The organism is Pseudoalteromonas sp. 3J6, from assembly GCF_903995135.1.
Classification (GTDB): Bacteria; Pseudomonadota; Gammaproteobacteria; order Enterobacterales; family Alteromonadaceae; genus Pseudoalteromonas.
Genome location: NZ_LR877185.1, coordinates 1,735,678 through 1,753,497 on the forward strand (window position 1 = coordinate 1,735,678; position 17,820 = coordinate 1,753,497).

The 17,820-nt window shown below is 39.8% G+C and carries 18 protein-coding genes; 1 reads left to right on the plus strand and 17 read right to left on the minus strand.

Translation table 11 applies throughout. The annotated features are described in order from the left end of the window. Positions 1-81: 81 nt before the first annotated feature. From P3J6_RS08015 to P3J6_RS08065, 12 genes are all read right to left on the minus strand, one after another. Complete coding sequence (locus P3J6_RS08015) at positions 82-1,320, minus strand: uracil-xanthine permease family protein (protein WP_055011979.1); 1,239 nt, start codon at positions 1,318-1,320, stop codon at positions 82-84. A 9-nt stretch (positions 1,321-1,329) separates the two neighbouring features. Next, complete coding sequence (upp, locus tag P3J6_RS08020) at positions 1,330-1,962, minus strand: uracil phosphoribosyltransferase (protein WP_008466150.1); 633 nt, start codon at positions 1,960-1,962, stop codon at positions 1,330-1,332. Positions 1,963-2,095: 133 nt separating this feature from the next. Further along, positions 2,096-3,058: a DUF1679 domain-containing protein gene (locus P3J6_RS08025; RefSeq protein ID WP_198523787.1), complete on the minus strand. Its 963-nt coding sequence runs from the start codon at positions 3,056-3,058 to the stop codon at positions 2,096-2,098. Positions 3,059-3,238: 180 nt separating this feature from the next. Further along, positions 3,239-3,433 carry a GNAT family N-acetyltransferase gene (locus P3J6_RS18805; protein ID WP_332871383.1) on the minus strand — a complete coding sequence of 65 codons (195 nt, stop codon included), beginning with the start codon at positions 3,431-3,433 and terminating at the stop codon, positions 3,239-3,241. Then, the gene (locus P3J6_RS18810) at positions 3,418-3,738 is read right to left on the minus strand and encodes a hypothetical protein (RefSeq protein ID WP_232735478.1); all 321 of its coding nucleotides are present in this window, start codon (positions 3,736-3,738) and stop codon (positions 3,418-3,420) included. Before P3J6_RS18810 ends, P3J6_RS18805 begins: the two co-directional genes overlap by 16 nt. A gap of 108 nt (positions 3,739-3,846) precedes the next feature. Continuing rightward, complete coding sequence (locus P3J6_RS08035) at positions 3,847-4,161, minus strand: hypothetical protein (RefSeq protein WP_008466158.1); 315 nt, start codon at positions 4,159-4,161, stop codon at positions 3,847-3,849. Positions 4,162-4,273: 112 nt separating this feature from the next. After that, positions 4,274-4,663, minus strand: coding sequence for a hypothetical protein (locus tag P3J6_RS08040; RefSeq protein ID WP_138765051.1), 390 nt, complete (start codon positions 4,661-4,663; stop codon positions 4,274-4,276). Positions 4,664-4,787: 124 nt separating this feature from the next. Further along, positions 4,788-5,174, minus strand: a complete 387-nt coding sequence (locus P3J6_RS08045) for a hypothetical protein (RefSeq protein WP_138765052.1) — start codon at positions 5,172-5,174, stop codon at positions 4,788-4,790. Positions 5,175-5,313: 139 nt separating this feature from the next. After that, a complete protein-coding gene (locus P3J6_RS08050; RefSeq protein WP_232735479.1) occupies positions 5,314-5,715 on the minus strand; it encodes a hypothetical protein in 402 nt (133 codons plus the stop codon). Between the two features lie 90 nt (positions 5,716-5,805). After that, positions 5,806-6,708 carry a hypothetical protein gene (locus P3J6_RS08055; protein WP_198522671.1) on the minus strand — a complete coding sequence of 301 codons (903 nt, stop codon included), beginning with the start codon at positions 6,706-6,708 and terminating at the stop codon, positions 5,806-5,808. Next, positions 6,705-7,400 (minus strand): hypothetical protein, encoded by a 696-nt coding sequence (locus P3J6_RS08060; RefSeq protein ID WP_198522672.1) that lies wholly within the window; start codon positions 7,398-7,400, stop codon positions 6,705-6,707. Before P3J6_RS08060 ends, P3J6_RS08055 begins: the two co-directional genes overlap by 4 nt. Before the next feature lie 101 nt (positions 7,401-7,501). Next, positions 7,502-7,939 (minus strand): hypothetical protein, encoded by a 438-nt coding sequence (locus tag P3J6_RS08065; protein ID WP_198522673.1) that lies wholly within the window; start codon positions 7,937-7,939, stop codon positions 7,502-7,504. 248 nt (positions 7,940-8,187) lie between these two features. Here P3J6_RS08065 and P3J6_RS08070 point away from each other — a divergent pair, with 248 nt between their 5' ends. Then, positions 8,188-8,349: a hypothetical protein gene (locus P3J6_RS08070; RefSeq protein ID WP_198522674.1), complete on the plus strand. Its 162-nt coding sequence runs from the start codon at positions 8,188-8,190 to the stop codon at positions 8,347-8,349. Between the two features lie 93 nt (positions 8,350-8,442). On the opposite strand, the gene P3J6_RS08075 is transcribed toward P3J6_RS08070, so the two are convergent. The 5 genes from P3J6_RS08075 to P3J6_RS08095 form a co-directional block, all read right to left on the minus strand. Next, on the minus strand, positions 8,443-10,698 hold the full coding sequence (locus tag P3J6_RS08075; RefSeq protein ID WP_138607838.1) for an acyl-CoA dehydrogenase: 2,256 nt from the start codon (positions 10,696-10,698) through the stop codon (positions 8,443-8,445). Positions 10,699-10,990: 292 nt separating this feature from the next. Continuing rightward, positions 10,991-12,016, minus strand: a complete 1,026-nt coding sequence (locus P3J6_RS08080) for a zinc-binding dehydrogenase (RefSeq protein ID WP_198522675.1) — start codon at positions 12,014-12,016, stop codon at positions 10,991-10,993. 11 nt (positions 12,017-12,027) lie between these two features. Next, positions 12,028-13,437: a TolC family protein gene (locus tag P3J6_RS08085; protein WP_198522676.1), complete on the minus strand. Its 1,410-nt coding sequence runs from the start codon at positions 13,435-13,437 to the stop codon at positions 12,028-12,030. Continuing rightward, positions 13,430-16,579 carry an efflux RND transporter permease subunit gene (locus P3J6_RS08090; protein WP_054201232.1) on the minus strand — a complete coding sequence of 1,050 codons (3,150 nt, stop codon included), beginning with the start codon at positions 16,577-16,579 and terminating at the stop codon, positions 13,430-13,432. Before P3J6_RS08090 ends, P3J6_RS08085 begins: the two co-directional genes overlap by 8 nt. A 9-nt stretch (positions 16,580-16,588) precedes the next feature. Next, a complete protein-coding gene (locus P3J6_RS08095) occupies positions 16,589-17,758 on the minus strand; it encodes an efflux RND transporter periplasmic adaptor subunit (protein ID WP_055011970.1) in 1,170 nt (389 codons plus the stop codon). Positions 17,759-17,820 lie beyond the last annotated feature (62 nt).

Sequence of the window (17,820 nt, forward strand, 5' to 3'; positions counted from 1 at the left end):
TTGTTACTTTTTAGTAGGTTAAAAAAAAAGCGCATTTAAAATGCGCTTTTTTGGTGCAATATTTTTAACCACAGTGCAAACTTAACTCTGGTTGCTCTGTGCTTTGGGTAATACTAAGTTTAATACTATGCCTAAAATAGCACATAAGCTCACACCTTCTAGGCTGAACTCACTACTACCTATGTACATACCACCAATACCACAAATTAAAATAAGTGCCACAATACTTAAATTACGCGGTTCACTTAAGTCATCGCCCGATTTAACTAAGGTGTTTAAACCAATAACCGCAATAGAGCCAAATAATAAAATCATTATTCCGCCCATTACTGGCACCGGAATGGTTTGCAAACTAGCGCCCATTTTAGCAACAAATGCTAAGCAAATTGCGATAATGGCAGTCCACATCATTACTTTAGGGTTAAAGTTTTTAGTAAGCATTACCGCACCAGTTACCTCTGAGTAAGTGGTATTAGGTGGGCCGCCAAATAAGGATGCGGCAGAAGTGGCTAAACCATCACCAAATAAAGTGCGATGTAGCCCTGGTTTTTTCAAATAATCTTTTTTTGTAACTTGGCTAATTGCCATCATATCGCCAATGTGTTCAATAGCAGGCGCAATTGCCACCGGCACCATAAATAATATGGCTTGCCATTTAAACTCTGGTAACACAAAGTTTGGCACAGCCAACCACTGTGCATTACTTACGGCCTCAAATTGCACTATACCCATAAATAACGATAGCGTGTAACCGGCAACAACACCGGCTAAAATAGGTATTAATTTAAATACCCCTTTACCCCACACGGCAAACACTAAAGTAACGAGCAATGAGAACATAGAGATAATAATAGCGCTGTCGTAGGCAATAATTTGTGTGCCACCATCGCCACTTTTACCCATGGCCATATTAACCGCCGCAGGCGCAAGCGCTAGACCAATTACCATAATCACTGGGCCTACCACAATTGGCGGCAAAATTTTATGTAAGGTTTTTGTACCTTTAAACTTCACCAATAAACTTAATAGCATATAAGTAAAGCCCGCCGCCATTAAACCACCCATAGTGGCGGGTATACCCCACATTTGTACTGAGGCAATAATGGGTGCAATAAACGCAAATGACGAAGCTAAAAAAATAGGCACTTGGCCTTTAGTCACAAATTGAAACAACAAAGTACCTAAACCAGCGGTAAACAAGGCTACGCTAGGATCTAGGCCGGTTAAAATAGGCACTAGTACCAATGCACCAAATGCAACAAATAGCATTTGGGCACCGGTTAAAATGGTTTTTATAGAAAATGTAGAATTATTTTGCACTGCTAAACCTTAGTAAACCGTACCGAAAATTTTGTCACCTGCATCGCCAAGCCCTGGGATGATGTAACCTTTTTCATTTAAATGGCTATCAACTGAGGCAGTAAAAATCTCAATATCAGGGTGAGCGGCTAATGTTTTTTCAACGCCCTCAGGTGCAGCAACCAGTACAATTACTTTAATTTCTTTACAGCCTGCTTTTTTAAGCATATCAATGGTGGCGATCATAGAACCACCAGTAGCCAGCATTGGGTCAATCACTAAGCTTAAACGCTCATCAATATTACCCACTAGTTTTTCAAAGTAGGGAACTGGCTCAAGAGTTTCTTCGTTACGCTCTAAACCCACTACACTCACTTTAGCCGCTGGGAGTAACGACATTACGCCGTCCATCATACCAAGGCCCGCACGTAAAATTGGCACCACGGTAATTTTTTTACCCTTAATGTGCTCAACTTTAAGTTTATTACCGTCCCAGCCTGTAATTTCGTTATCTTCTAATTCTAGGTTTTTAGTGGCTTCGTAAGTTAATAATGTGCCCACTTCTGAACACAACTCACGAAAACTTTTCGTGCTAATTCCATGCGCGCGCATTAAACCTAACTTATGTTGAACAAGGGGATGAGAAATAACGTGAATAGCCATAGTAATAAACCTAGTGATAAAAAATTTGACATATTTTATATTAAAACAGGCCGTTTGACTGTTAATTTTAGTCTTGATTTCATAGTTCGTGCCAAAATATTTAATTTAGCCACAACTATAAAGATTTTTGTGTTTATGAGTTGTTACTCGCTAACCAATTATTTACCTGAGCGCGCATGTAGCTGTTAACCTTTTTGTGTTCTGGGCTCCACCCAAGTAAAAACCGATAAAAGTCTGCCCATGCCACTGGCCATAAATGAGCCCATTGTGTAACAACATCATCAGCATTAATGTGTGGTTGATAGTCACTCAGAGCATGCTTCAATTGGCTAAAATAATAGTCGAGGTAGCTCTGTGCGTGTTTATGAAGCTCAGAATCATCCATACAACTGGTCATAAAATACATTACATCAATCACCCCAACACCCGCACCCACATATTGAAAATCGTAACCGAGAATATGCCCTTGGCTATTAGCGGCAAAGTTAGCAAGCTTGGCATCACCATGAATTAATGTTTTATAATCACACTGCTTTAATGCGCCGTTTAACAGTAATGCAGCCTGTTTAATATCGGACTTTTCAGGTAAGTTATTAAATTCATCAGGGCGTGTACCCAAATGCCAATAGCTTCCTTGCGGCCATAAGCCATCAAACTTAGTATTTAAAGGAAAGGCATTTAAATGAAAGGCATGAAAATGTGCCAACCACTTTAATATGGCTTTTATATTCTCGGTGGTTGCTTGGCTGTACCCCAGCTTTGAAAAATCTGTAAACACCAAGGCAAACTCATCGCCTTTGTTGATTGCTTTAATGCATTCAATAGCTGCCGCTTGCTTGGGCAGCTTATGACTAAATTGCTGATAAAACGTATATTCAACGTGGTAAGAGTCACGCTTTCTATTAAGTGCAAAGTTGCTTTGTTTAATTTTAGGGTGATTAATGTGATCGGGTACTTTAATCGCTTTAATCACACAGGCTTGCTCATCAAGTTGGCACTTCACAATTTGACCACAGACACTCCAAAGCGAGGTTAGGGTTTCGCCAATGGCTATACGCTCAAAATGCGGGATAAGTAACGGAAGATAAAAAGACATAGCCATATTAGGTTGCTAAATTTTAGTTAGTTTAACATTAGACAGTGTTTTAAATAAAAGGTCTTAAAACAAAGCTCTTAATAAATAAGTTCATATGGTTTTACACAAACCAGTATATAAAAAACGAATGCTAGTTTTTGAATGGATGGCCAAATTAGTCATACCACAAAAAGCAGCTTGTCATGCGTATTTTGCACAGAACTCTATACAACTTAGTCGCCTACCATTTATAGTTATAGCGTTTACATTTGTATTTATGGCTTGAAAACCAAATTTTTTTAGTACACGCATTGATGCGGGATTATTTTCCAAGACCAACGCTTTCAGCTGAGTAATATTAAATTTACTTTGAGCAATATTTATAAGCTGTGACAAACAAAACTAGCAGCCCCCTTAGAAGTAAAAGCTTCAGCCACACGATAGCCAACAAACGCTTCATTATTTGAGACGTCCTTAATATTTGCTCGTGCAACTATAATGTTATTTTGAAGTAATACCCCACTATAACCAGTGCCTTCATTCATTTGATTAATTAATAAATCAATGTGCTCGGTAACACCTTTTATTGAATAAAACGACTTAGCTCTAGGCTCAATTAGCGTTTCAAACCATTGCTTATTTTCTAATTCAAAATCTAACAGTTGACTAGCATGATGTTTAGCCAGTTTTTCAAACACCATATGAACCTCTAATCATTTCGCCAAACAACAGACTTAAAATTGTTAATTAAATTGATGAGGATGTGTTCACTAGAACGGGGGAAGAGCATTGTCCGTTTAATGATCATGCTAAATACCGTTTGTTACCGATAAGTATTTGCTTTTACCGAAACTGACATAATAAATAGTTAAAAAAAGCAATTTGAATATATTACTACCAAAAGAATTTTTAATAATAATTCCTTTGTCAGTAATTGAGGCTACAGGAAAAGTTTGGCTTGAACACCAATCTATTTTCGCTTGAATAGTTTTAGTTGAATCAGGGATGTTTACTGTTTGCGTAACTCCTCTTTTTATAGTGGCAACTTCTACGTCATCCGCAAACAACTTATAGTCTCTCGCCATATCTACAAATTGTTTTGGTCTAAAAACTTGAATATTCATCTAAACTCCATTTAGGTATTTAACACCCCATTAGAGGCAATAAAATAATTGGCAAAATTAGCGACGCAGGAACAAAAGCCAACTGTTTTATCCTGCTTAATGTGTTTGTTGTCTAAATAAAGCTATTAGCAAGTAACCCTACGCCAAGCCCTAAACCAAATACAGATAAGTTGCGTAATATATATACTTTTTTAGAGATATCATAAATAGTTTTACCTTTTGTTAATGACTCAACTATATAGTCTTGAGCAATTAAAGAGTTAAGAATTGAAAAACAAAAACAACCTAAAGGAATATAAACCTTGGAGCCAAAGGTAAGTACTTTTAATTGAATAAGTATAACAATAGCACCTATTATTGCTGATGATAGCCATGCATACTGTTTTAACAACTCAAAATGTAGCTCTGTTGTAATAGTTTCATTTTGGATTTTATTTTTTTCTACACTTCGAGATTTCTCTGTACTATCTTCATTATTTTTGACTTGAACTGATTTTTCCATAATTAGAATAAAACTCCATATTTTGATAAAAACCTAAAGCCCGCATAAAGGGCTGATAATTGTTGGCTAAAGTGTATGTAGCGAAGCTGAGTCAGCTGTTAGCAGCCCGCGCTTAAAGCGCCTGTTATGTGCAGTTATTGACTGTTGCTAAACCTAAATCTATATTTGCAACAATATAGCCATACTCTTTCTTAGTTAACTTTTTAGCCTGATATCGTTGCTTAGCTAATTCGTGACTCCAAGCCTTTTCACATGGAGCTAAGGGAATAGCTGTATCAATCATTAAAAGGTGTTCTTCCTGGATCACACCGCCTTTTTTAACAATGCTTTTAGCGCAAAGGCTTAAAGTATATTCAACAGCAAATTTATCAACACTTGGCATACCTATAAATTCTACATCACAACCAAGTTTCTCATTACCTTTAGCATCAATATAATAAAGTTGGCCTGACCTAGTACAACCAGTTATAAATAAGATGATAACGAGTAATAAAATATGTCTGCTATTCACTTTGCCTCCTTGTACACACAAACCCACATATAGGGCACAAAAACGTAACAGCAATTTGGTTAAATTATGCAGAGCACCAAACTCAATCCCCGTGTAGTTTTGATATCCTAGCAAGTTTGCGAGCACCTTGATGTACTTGTTATTTGCCAGACCTTGAATAGATTGATAGCAAAGGAAACTTACTTTCTCCAAAGTTGATAGTTAACGATAGTGTCTCATCTGCTTTGAATGATTGTAAAAACTCCAATGGTGCAATTCGTTGTCCGTCTGCAACGATAGCCATTAGGTGTTTATTAGTTAGACTTCGTCGACCTGATGCCATATTAGTCAAAGTTACTACCGCCCAACGCTCACCAGAATCGTTACTCATTAATACAAAGTTATTTACACTAAAATCACTCTGCTCTGGCTGAATGTTTGATTCGTTTGGAAAGGCCAAATCAAAACTATTAGGTACAACTCTATCAATGGAAAGTACCTCTTCACCCGAATGGGCACAAAATGTACAAACCAGCAATATCAAAGACATCCGTTTCAACATAAATTCTCTCCTAATGACTTATAACGCCTCGCACTTGCGGCTGGTTTGGAGCGCAACGGAAAAACAGTCCGACAACATACGCTTGTTAAATCAATATGGCTTTTCTACTTTGCCCAATGTTTCCAATAGTTCTTTTCCAAATTCGCTATCAACATAGTCTGCCTGAAAACCAGCCTCACAAAGTGCCTTCTTTAGATTCGATTCTTTGATGTCTTTTTCTGAAATGTCCAAATTTATCCTCTTACATTGCTGCTTGGCGACATTAAATTCCTCTTTATACGAAGAGTAAAAGAATGTGTTTTTAGGAAAATAAAGAGCAGGATCACCTTGATATGGTTTAGTCAACATCAATGCATTATCGGAAATATCAAACCTAGATATTGAAACCTTATCTGTTACATATAAACCGATTTCGATAAATGGTGATTTATTGATTTCTATGCAACACAAAAAAGTTGTAAGTAGTTCAATTCTTACATCTGTTGCTGACTGAATTTTTCTACCTTTTTTTCTTTCGCCATGCCCGAATGAAGCATAGAGGTTACATGCACTTGCATCATCTGGGTCGATTATTATCAAATCAATATGCTTAGTAACTCTTAAATCTTTAGCCTCCTCTAGAATTTTTGGAAATGTAACCGCTCTGTTCCACCTAGCCGTATGACCATAATACGAAAAGCGTTCGGTTCTATTTAGCATGGAATTAAGAAAATCTTTAATATCATGTGAGGAAATCACATTCACATCATTACTATTTAAACCACTGGGTGTTACAAACCATATAAAGCCGGAAGCAATAAAGCTTGAACCAAGTAGCGCTATTAAATTATTAATAAATGAAGGGATCGCACCTTCATAATTGCTTCCAAAGTAAATAAATGCTTTCGGTAACAAGTAATAATTAGCAACTATCATGAATACTAAAACCATTACTAGACCAACAAAGTAAACCCTTAATTTATAAGGGCTTTTTATTACATCTTTAACAATCAAGACAACCTCCGTTCTAGAAATGAAGACAATTTATCTTGTAAGAAAGAACTCTCTACAGAGGAGTTTTTAGATATAGAGCTACACATGATTTTCCGATTTGTAATCACATTTGCACTTAACCCTACTGAGTCACCAGTTATGACTATTGATTCTGCGGGTTGGGAATTCTCTTTTCTTACACTATGGTACTGTGTCTGAGATAATTGAAAAATGTCACCTTGCTGAAAACTTAGTTTATCTATCTGATTTAAAGTAACCTTATCAAGATCATGGAACGAATGCCCTGAGTAGTCTTCCAAATACCGGCATTCAAATAAATCAAAACTTTCACTGCCTTCCGAAATTTGGTCAAGAGAATAAATTGGCCACTCATATGAACCATTCAAAACTAATCCTGTCATGTCCCAAGGATGATTATGGACATCAGGAGCTTGAAATAACTCTTCAGGCCAAATGTGAAACCTAACAGAATATTTAGGTCGCTTTTCTATCAACACAACCTTTAAAAATCCGTTGTTGTGGTAATAGGATCTGCTTGCTACTTCATTAAGCTCTTTTTCATTACCTAACAAGTTGTCAATGACATTTACAAGCAAGCCTGTATTTAACAATCGAAGAAAGCTCGTTCTGCTTTCTTCGTTGTTTATCGAGAGTTTTTCAGATGCTAGAGCTTCAAGCTCAATCAGTGTCATACAGTCCCTTTAGGATTTAGCGCCCTAATAATGGGCAAAAAATTGTTGGCTAAAAAATTGAGGAACGAAAACAGCCAACTGTTTTCCGATGCAGTTGCTTGTTATGCGTAATACTTTGCATATATGAGGGTACCCCAAATTATTGAAAATAGGACTGGAAGAAACAAATCAACTTTTTTCCGAGTCAGTCTCCAGTTCCTTTTGCCTGCAGCAACATTCATCTTTTCACGAGCATCTTTGTTAGATATGTAAGCTTCCTCTGATTTGCAAAAATCAGGATGTGCAGCAACTTCTGTCACTAATTGAAACTTATAATAATCAACAGCTCTTGCCCTTGAGACAACAACACGGAACCAGACAATCCAAATCATAACTAAGGCAGAAATGCTTACAAAACCTAACAGCCAACATGGTTTAATGTCGTCATTTAGCAAAATTGAACCAACAACTAACAGGAATGATTGGGAGGCAATGAAAGTGCTCCTATATGATTGAAGCAAGCTTTCATTCACTGCCCATGCGTTTTCGATATTTTTCATTTAATTACCTTTCAGAGCATAACAATTTTATAATGCGCTTGTCGCGCATATCTCTGCCAGCGCCATACTAATATATTTATTAATTACTTTTTTAACAAATAACTTAACTCATTGCCAGCTATAATTTTTTTGTTGGTACTAAATATAATAAAAATAAAAAAGCGGTTCGGAGCATATTTTCTTGAATATTGGAGCAAAACAACCGCACTGTATAAAAACAGATCTTTTTTATTGATGGAAATATGAAAATGCATTCCCCATTTTTAAATTATATCGCTGAATATGTATTGGTGCATCATACCGCCTTAATGAAAAACAACGAGGTCGAACGTTATTTAACACTTAACATTAAAGCAAGGCTTTATCATCAAATAGCCGTCATTATCCCTGAGCTTGAATTACACCCATAAAAAAGCCCCGCTTGATGTTACTCAAGCAGGACTCCACACTAATTTTGTATCAATAAAAGCGCCTAAACTGCAGGCGCTTTGCATTATTGAATTTTATTGGTTAACCACGCTTTTAAGCGGATTAACTGGCTGTGCGTTGTCGTCTAGGATGTTCATATCGAAGTCGAACTCATCAACACGAATCGCTTTTTCACGCTTTTTGTTGTAATCACTTAACTGAACAAATTCAGCGTCGTTAATTACTTTTGCAGCAAGTGCATTTTCAAGTGTGATTGAAAAACGCGTACCCGGCTTAAAGGTTTTAGCACGTAGCGCTTTTTTCACTTTAGCTAATAGCTCAAGTGACGCCATTTTAGCTTTGTAAGCTTGCTCATTGATGTGATGACCATCACCTTCAATTGGCTTAACTAAATGGGTGATTTGCGCTTTAAATGCCGTATCAAGCTGAGCTTGTTTTGCTAATTCACGAATTAAATCATCGCTGATTTTTGGCATTTTAGTTGAGTAGTTCATAGTAATGAAACGAATGAACTTACGAGTACCACTTGCAGGGAAGTTGTCTAAGAACTTGTGCAATGCTTCTTCTGCGCTTTGAAGTGCAAAACGAGTCGCATAATGGAAGTAAGGAGCCGCTTGCTCACGCTCGCTGCTAGCTACTTTTTGCTCATAATACTTAATAGATGCCATAGCTGCATACAAGAAGCTCATTACATCGCCTAAACGTGCTGAAAGCATTTCAGCTTGCTTTAATTTACCGCCAAGTACTAGTAACGAGAAGTCAGCATATACAGCTAATTTAGCTGATAGTTTTTGCACTGCTTTTTCGTAGTCACGTACTTCTGGTAATGCTGAGTTTGCACTCGCGGTAAACGGTAGTACACCTAAGCGGAACGCACGTAAGCTGTTTGCTGTACTGTAGCCAATTGTTTTACGTAAAATACCGTTAAATTCTGCATCTGCGTTTTTGTCATCGCTGTGGATAGACTCAACCATAGATTGTAAGTATGGGTGACAACGCATAACACCTTGACCAAAGATCATCAGGTTACGAGTAAGAATGTTCGCGCCCTCTACCGTTATGGCAATTGGCTGCGCCACATAACCGCTAGCAAGCGTGTTTTGAGGACCATTCTGAATTGCTTTACCCGCTTGAATATCCATTGCTGAGTCAAGCACATCACGGCCAAGCTCTGTCATATGGTATTTAGCGATTGCAGTTACTACCGATGGTTTTAAGCCCATGCCTAAACCTTCAGTTGTCAGTACTCGCATTGCTTCTTGTAGGTATGTTTTACCTGCAATGTCAGCTAGCTTTTCTTGAATACCTTCAAATTGGCCAATTGATAAACCAAACTGCTCACGCACTGCTGCGTATTCTGAAGCTGATTTTAACGCCACTTGTGCTGTACTTACACCCAACGCTGGTAATGAAATACCACGACCTGCGCCTAAACAGCTAACTAGCATTTGCCAACCGCGGCCGATATTTTTCTGACCACCGATAACAAAATCCATTGGTACAAATACTTTGTTACCACGTGTAGTACCGTTGTAAAAACGAATACCCATAGGATCATGACGATTACCAAGTTCTACACCTGGGTGCTCTTTTGGAATAAGTGCACAAGTAATACCTAGGTTTTCTTTACCACCTAGTAGACCATCTGGGTCAACTACTTTAAATGCTAAACCAAGTACAGTGGCAATTGGCGCGAGTGTAATGTAGCGCTTGTCCCACGTAATTTCTAGGCCAAGTACTTCTTCGCCGTTGTACATACCTTTAGTAACAGTACCTACATCAGGAATACCGCCTGCATCAGAACCTGCTTCTGGGCTGGTTAATGCAAAACATGGAATGTCTGTACCATTTGCTAAACGTGGTAAGTAATGTGCCTGTTGCTCCTCTGTACCAAAGTGAAGTAGTAACTCACCTGGGCCTAACGAGTTTGGTACCATTACAGTTACCGCAACCGCTGAACTCTTAGTCGCAATAGTACCTACAATTGTTGAGTTAGCGTATGGGCTGAACTCTAAACCGCCAAACGATTTAGGGATGATCAGCGAGAAGAAGCGCTCTTTTTTCAAAAACTCTAAAATGTCGTTTGGTAAATGAATACCATTTTGAATGACTGAATCATCAATCATGCTTAGTAGTTCTTGTACTGGACCGTCTAGAAACGCTTGTTCGTCTGCGGTTAATTTCGCCGCAGGTACATCGCGTAGCGCGCTAAAATCTGGTTTACCTTGGTAGATAGACCCTTCTAGCCATACATCGCCAGCGTCTAGCGCTTCTTGCTCAGTAACTGAAATACTTGGTAATACTTTTTTTAATTTTGTACGTAAACTCATAACGAACTCATCCGACCAGATAAATAATACCTACATTACGTCATAAAAATCGGTTTAGATCAATTACTCTATTCAATTAATTAACAGTTTTTGCAATTTATTTTCTTTACCTGAACGTAAACTGTTGAAATAAAAAGGCTTACACTTGTACGCTGAATTATTATTTTTTTTGTAAAAAATTTAATAATTCAGACCTATATCGCCGTAAATACAGATTTGGTAAGAAAGTAGAAACAAAAAAGCGCAGCCTAAAATTAGGCTGCGCTTTTTAAATATGGGAATGTGAGTAAACCTAGCTTATTTTAACCACTTGTTTACCTGTAAAACCACCTGCAAGCTGTTTATTTAATGCGCTAGAAACAGCCTTTGCGTTAAAATCAACAGCTAATACTTCTGGAGGAATTATTTCGCCATTAGAGACCGTTTCAAGCAACAAATTACCCATAAAACTCATGCGCTGCTGCGCGCATAGGCTATTGGCTAACCACGCGCCACCTAAGGATACAATACTAATATTGGGTGCTCTACGGTACATTAGCTGCTGTTCAAAATTAGGCAGTGGGTTTAAACAAGCAATACGACCGCAAAAACGCATTAGCTCGATATTTTGAATGGTCGATTCCCCACCCATAATATCAATAACGGCATCAAATCCTTGTGGGCCAAGCTCTCGGCGAATTTTGTCACATAAGGTTTTGTCATTGTAATCAAAAACTACATCAGCCCCTAGCTGCTTAACCAATTTGTGGTTACGCTTGGAGGCGGTTGTAAATACATCGGCACCACGCTGCTTTGCAAATTGAATAGCAAATTGACCTACAGCACCTGCCCCGCCTTCAACAAAGAGGGTATCGCCTTCAGTTACGGCTAATTTATCTAAGCTGATAAGCGCTGCCATTCCGGCGCAGGGCAAAGTAGCAGCCTTATCACTGGCTAATTGCTTGGGAATGATAGACACTGCATAATTAGGCACTTTTGCGTATTCGCTCAATATCCCTTGCTCACCAATACTGGCGTGCCACATTACACGCTCACCCACGCCAGGAAATACGCCTTTACCCGCTTTAACCACTACACCCACTGCATCCAAGCCTAAAACATGCGGATACTGCCATAAACAAAAGCCAGATTTAGCAAATTGCGCATCCACCGGATTTAAACCAACATACTCCACTTTTACTAACAGCTCATTACCTGTGCATTGAGGCACAGGTAATTGCATATCAACTAAGTTAATATCCTCATTAGGCTCTATTAAGGCAATAGCCTGCATAGATGAAGGAATAGTATTTGGGTTTGTAACTACAGTATTAGGCATCAAAAACTCTACTAGTTAGTACTACTTAACGCGTAACTCCATCGTCCATTAAATGACTGGTAAGCATTTACCTTAGCCAATAACGATGAAATAGTTGAATCAACGGCATTTTCTTGTGCTATTAAAACATCCTGACGTGCATCTAACAACTCTAAGTAAGGAATTTGCCCTTCTTCATACATTGCTTGTGCTTGTAAAAATGCATTATTAGCAAATTGATACCGCTGCTCAGCAAAACGCGATTGCTGTGCTTGATTGACCAAGTATTGCAATGAAAGTTCACTCTCGTTAATGGCCTTTAACACCACTTGTTGATAGTCAGTATAAGCAGCTTGACTTAAAAACTGCTGCGCATCACGCTGAGCCAACAACGCAGGATAACTTAATAAAGACCATTGTACTTGCGGTGCAACTTGCCACTGCTGCTGGGTGTCGCTAAAACCATTACTACCCAGACTTAGGACTCCTGCAAAACCACTTAAGCTGATATCTGGCAATAAGGCTTTACTGGCTGCCACACTTAAACTATTTGCTTGGCTAAAGTCATATAATGCTCGGCTAATATCGGGTCTTAATGCAATAGCCTGATTAGGCTTTGCTAGTGACACTTGAAATGCCTTACTCAATATAGCGCGTTCATCATCAATACTCAGTGATTGCGTTGGTTGTGCACTTAATACCGCCAGCGTAGATAAGTCACGAAACTTAGCATATTCAATCGCCGGAATGAGCGCTTGTTGCTGCCTAAGTTGTGCCATGGTGCGGTTTAAATCAAGCTCATTTGCCACACCTTCATCTACTTGTGCCTGCAGCACTTGAATGCTTTGTTCAAGTGCTTCTATTTGCATTTCAATAATTTGTTGCTTTTGCAGGTTGCCCTGATAGCTGGCAAACCCTTTAACCACAGATGACACAATTTCAATTTGTAATAGCCTAACTTGCTCTGCTTGGCTCATAGCTTGTGAATTTGCGGCATCAACGAGTGCAGTTATTCGACCAAATAAGTCGAGCTGCCAGTCAAGTGCAACATTTGCACTTGACTGTCGGCTATTGGTATCGCCTAGTCCACTTCGTTTAGCTCCAACCTCAACACCGCCTTGCGGTAAGTATTGTGCTTGTTGTTCACCAATACGTGCCAACGCACTTTTAAGCACTAACTGACTCGTTTGTAAGTCGTAGTTATTAGCCAAAGCGTTGCTAACAAGCTGGTTTAATTGCGCTGAACCAAGCTTGTGCCACCAGTTTTGCTCATCTTCACCAACAAACTGCTCTGCAGATATTGCTTGGGCAACAAACTTGTTTACTTGTTGTTGCTCAGCTGCTGTATCTATTTTGCTCGCACAGCCAGATAACACTGCAATCGCTAACACAGAGCCTAAAAATGCCGGCATTTTAAATTTGTTTAAATGTAATTTAGTCATTTGAAGACTCCTCAGCGCGCTGCTTTTTTACCACCAGCATGTAAAACACTGGCGTAAATAATAGCCCAAATACAGTCACACCAATCATACCTGAGAATACTGCGTTACCCATTGCATGACGCATTTCAGCACCGGCGCCGGTTGCCAACACTAACGGAATTACACCCGCGGTAAAGGCAATTGAGGTCATTAAAATAGGACGTAAACGCATGCGACACGCTGCCAACATAGCCTCAAGGTGCGATAATCCAGTGTCGTGTTTATCTTTGGCAAATTCCACCATTAAAATGGCGTTTTTAGAGGCCAGTGCCACCAGTACAATTAACGCTATCTGGGTAAATATATTGTTGTCTGAGCCTACAAACCACACCCCTAATAACGCAGAGAATATAGTCATAGGTACAATTAAAATAATGGCCAATGGTAAACGTAGGCTTTCATACTGTGCAGCCAATACCATAAACACAAGCAATACCACCAGTGGGAACACGTACACCATAGTATTACCGGCGAGTACTTGCTGATACGTTACCTCAGTCCACTCATATTCAATACCAGTAGGTAGCGTTTTAGCCAGTACATTTTCAATCGCTGTTTGAGCTTGGTCTGAGCTGTAACCTGGCGCTGGGCTGCCGTTAAGTTCAGCACTTGGGTAACCGTTGTAGTGCATAACACGATCTGGGCCTATAGTTGGCGTTACCGTAAGCACTGAGCCTAGTGGCACCATGTTACCTGCACGATTACGTACTTTTAGGTTTAGTATTTGCTCTGGGTCTACCCTAAATTCGGCATCTGCTTGGGCATTAACTTGGTAAGTACGACCAAACATATTAAAGTCGTTTACATACACTGAGCCTAAATAAATCTGCAATGAGTTAAATACTTCATCAAGTGCAATACCTTGGATAAGTGCTTGCTCGCGGTCAATATCAATATCCATTTGCGGTACTTGAATTCTAAAGCTTGAATACAGCCCCATTAACGCCGGATCTTTTTGCGCCGCAGCAATCACTGATTGCAAGCTATTAAATAATGCTTCAAAGCCTTTGTTTGCTCTATCCTCAATTTGCAGTTTAAAGCCACCGGTGGTGCCTAAGCCTTGAATTGGCGGTGGCGGAAATACAGCCACAAACGCTTCATCAATAGCTGCAAAACGTTGGTTTAGTTGCGCTGCAATAGCCGAAGCCGACATACTCGGATCGGTACGCTCTGCAAAAGGCGCCAATGGTGTAAACACAATGCCGCTGTTAGGGCTATTAGTAAACCCATTTACAGATAGACCAGGGAACGCCACGGTGTTTGCAACACCAGGAACCTCGAGCGCTATTTGCTGCATTTGTTTTACTACCGCTTCAGTTCTGTCTAAGCTTGCTGCATCTGGTAGCTGCGCAATGGCAACTAAGTATTGCTTATCTTGCTGTGGTATAAAGCCACCAGGTACCGCGTCAAACAGCTTAATCGTACCGCCAACTAAAGCAACATAGGCAACCATTACCACCACGCTCATACGAATAAGCTTTTGTACTAGCTTTTCATACCCTGTTGCACCACGGTTAAACAGTCGATTAAATGGCTTGAATAACCAGCGACCAAATAACTTATCTAATAAGCGGGTAAACGCATCTGGTTTTGCGTCGTGCGATTTTAACAATAAGGCTGCTAGCGCCGGCGACAATGTCAGTGAGTTAAACGCTGAAATAACCGTTGAAATAGTTATGGTTAAAGCAAATTGCTTATAAAACTGTCCAGAAAGTCCAGTAATAAAAGCCGTTGGAATAAATACCGCACACAATACCAATGCAATCGCAATAATTGGGCCGGTTACCTCTGTCATTGCAACGCGTGTTGCTTCAAGCGGCGATAAGCCGTTTTCTATATTTCGTTCAACATTTTCGACCACTACAATCGCATCATCAACCACAATACCTATAGCCAGTACTAAACCAAATAGCGATAAGGTATTAATAGAAACACCAAGCCACTGCATTACAGCAAAGGTACCAATGAGTGAAACTGGCACAGCTATAAGCGGAATAATAGATGCGCGCCACGTTTGTAAGAATACAATAACTACAATAACAACCAATGCGATGGCTTCAAGCAATGTCGCTATTACCGCATCAATGGAGCCACGAACGAATACCGTTGGATCATAAACAATGTCGTATTCAACACCTTCAGGAAAATCTTTCGATAAACGTGCCATGGTTTCACGGACCTGATCTGAAAGCTCAATGGCATTTGAACCCGGGCGTTGAAATATTGGCATTGCCAATGCAGGTTGATTATCAAGTTCAGCACGCAGTGAGTACGAGTCTTGGCCTAAGTCAACACGCGCCACATCTGACAAACGCGTAAGTTGCCCTTGCTCACCTACTTTAATAATGACCTGCTTAAACTCTTCAATGCTGTTTAGGCGGCCTTTCACGTTTAATAAAATTTGAAATTGGCTATCGTTAGAGATTGGCTGAGCACCTAAGCTACCCGCTGCAACTTGCTGATTTTGCGAGCGCAAAGCAGCCACAACATCGGTTGCTGTAAGCTCACGTGCTGCTAATGCATCTGGATTTAACCACACACGCATAGCATATTTACCACCACCAAATAACTGAATATCACCCACGCCAGGTAAACGTGCTATTTCATCTTTAATGTTTAAATCGGCATAATTTGATAAATACGCCGTATCATGGCTATTCTGGGGTGAATATAAATGCACCACCATGGTTAAATCGGGTGATGACTTTTCAGCAACTACCCCTAAACGCTGTACCTCTTGTGGTAAGCGCGGTAATGCACTATTTACTCGGTTTTGCACTTGTACTTGAGCACGGTCTAAATCCGTCCCTAAGGCAAATGTTACGGTTAAAGTCATGCGCCCGTCACTGGTCGCTTGTGAAAACATATATAACATGTTTTCAGTGCCGTTTATTTCTTGTTCAAGCGGTGTTGCCACTGTTTGTGCAATAACCGTTGGGTTTGCGCCTGGGTAACTGGCTGTCACTACCACCGTGGGTGGCACAACTTCTGGGTATTCACTGACTGGCAGCTGAAATAAAGAAATGCCACCCGCAATCAAAATAATCAGCGACAGCATGGCCGCAAAAATCGGTCGCTGGATAAAAAAGTGTGAAAATTTCATTTAATAACCTTATTGCTTAGCAACTAAATCGGCAGGGTTAGCAGTGAGTGTAAATGCCACACCTTGGGTATTAATTGTCACTTTATTTGGTGATATTGGCATGCCAGGCCCTACGCGAGCTGGCCCATTCACTGCAATCACATCACCCTGTTCAAGACCAGAGGTAATGGCACGTAATGCGCCATAGCGCTCACCTACAGTAACCAATTTATATTGCAGTACATTATTTTCGCCCACGGTAAGAACAAAACGATTTTTTAAATCAGTACCAATAGCTCTATCTGGAATAATGACGGTTTCGCGTATTGCATTAGCAGCCAATTTAATCCGTGCAAAAGAGCCTGAGCGTAACTCGTTACTACGATCTTCAAATACCGCTCGTACACGTAATGTGCCAGTAGAAGCATTAATTTGGTTATCTATAAAGTTGATGTGGCCGTTGTAATTAAAATCACTCTGCCCTACTTTTTGCATAACAACAGGTTGCTTGCTTGATGCAGTAACATCATCAAATGCATTGTTCCAAGTACGTTCATCGACATCAAAGTAAGCATACATTTTGTCATTTGAAACAATTGAAGTGAGCACGCTTTGCCCGGCAAGGACGTTGTTACCTTTAGTGATGTTTGCGCGAGAGATAATTCCATCAATAGGTGAAACCACAGAGGTAAACTCTAAATCAAGTTCTGCGGCTTTAAGCTGAGCTTTAAGTGCAGCAAGTTGTGCTTCACGCTGACGCAACGTTGAGGTACGAGCTTGTGCTTGTTCTGTAGAAATTGCTTTACGCTCAGTTAGACGCACTGCACGTGATGCTTCGCTTTTTGCTTGTTCAAGAGCCGCTTGTGCACTTTTAACCTGAGCTTGTAAACTAGCTACCGTGGCTCTAAATGAACGATCATCAAGGCGAAATAACACATCACCTTGTTTAACAGCATCCCCTTCTTTAAATTCAATTTGCTCAATAATGCCTGATACACGCGGCATTAATGCTACTTTTTGCGGTGACTCTAAGCGCGTTGTATAGGTATGCCAACTTTGTACAGGCTTGACCAGGACTTGGGCTACATCAATAGCTTGATATTGTTGTGCGGGTGCTGATTGCGCTGTGCTTTCTTCAGCACAACCGGTCAGAGTAATTAATGCAACAGATAAGGCTGTAGCAACTAAGTGTTTGTTCATAACGACGCTCCTGTTAATTAGGCGATACATAATACGGAACATACTTGTTGACAAAAACAATA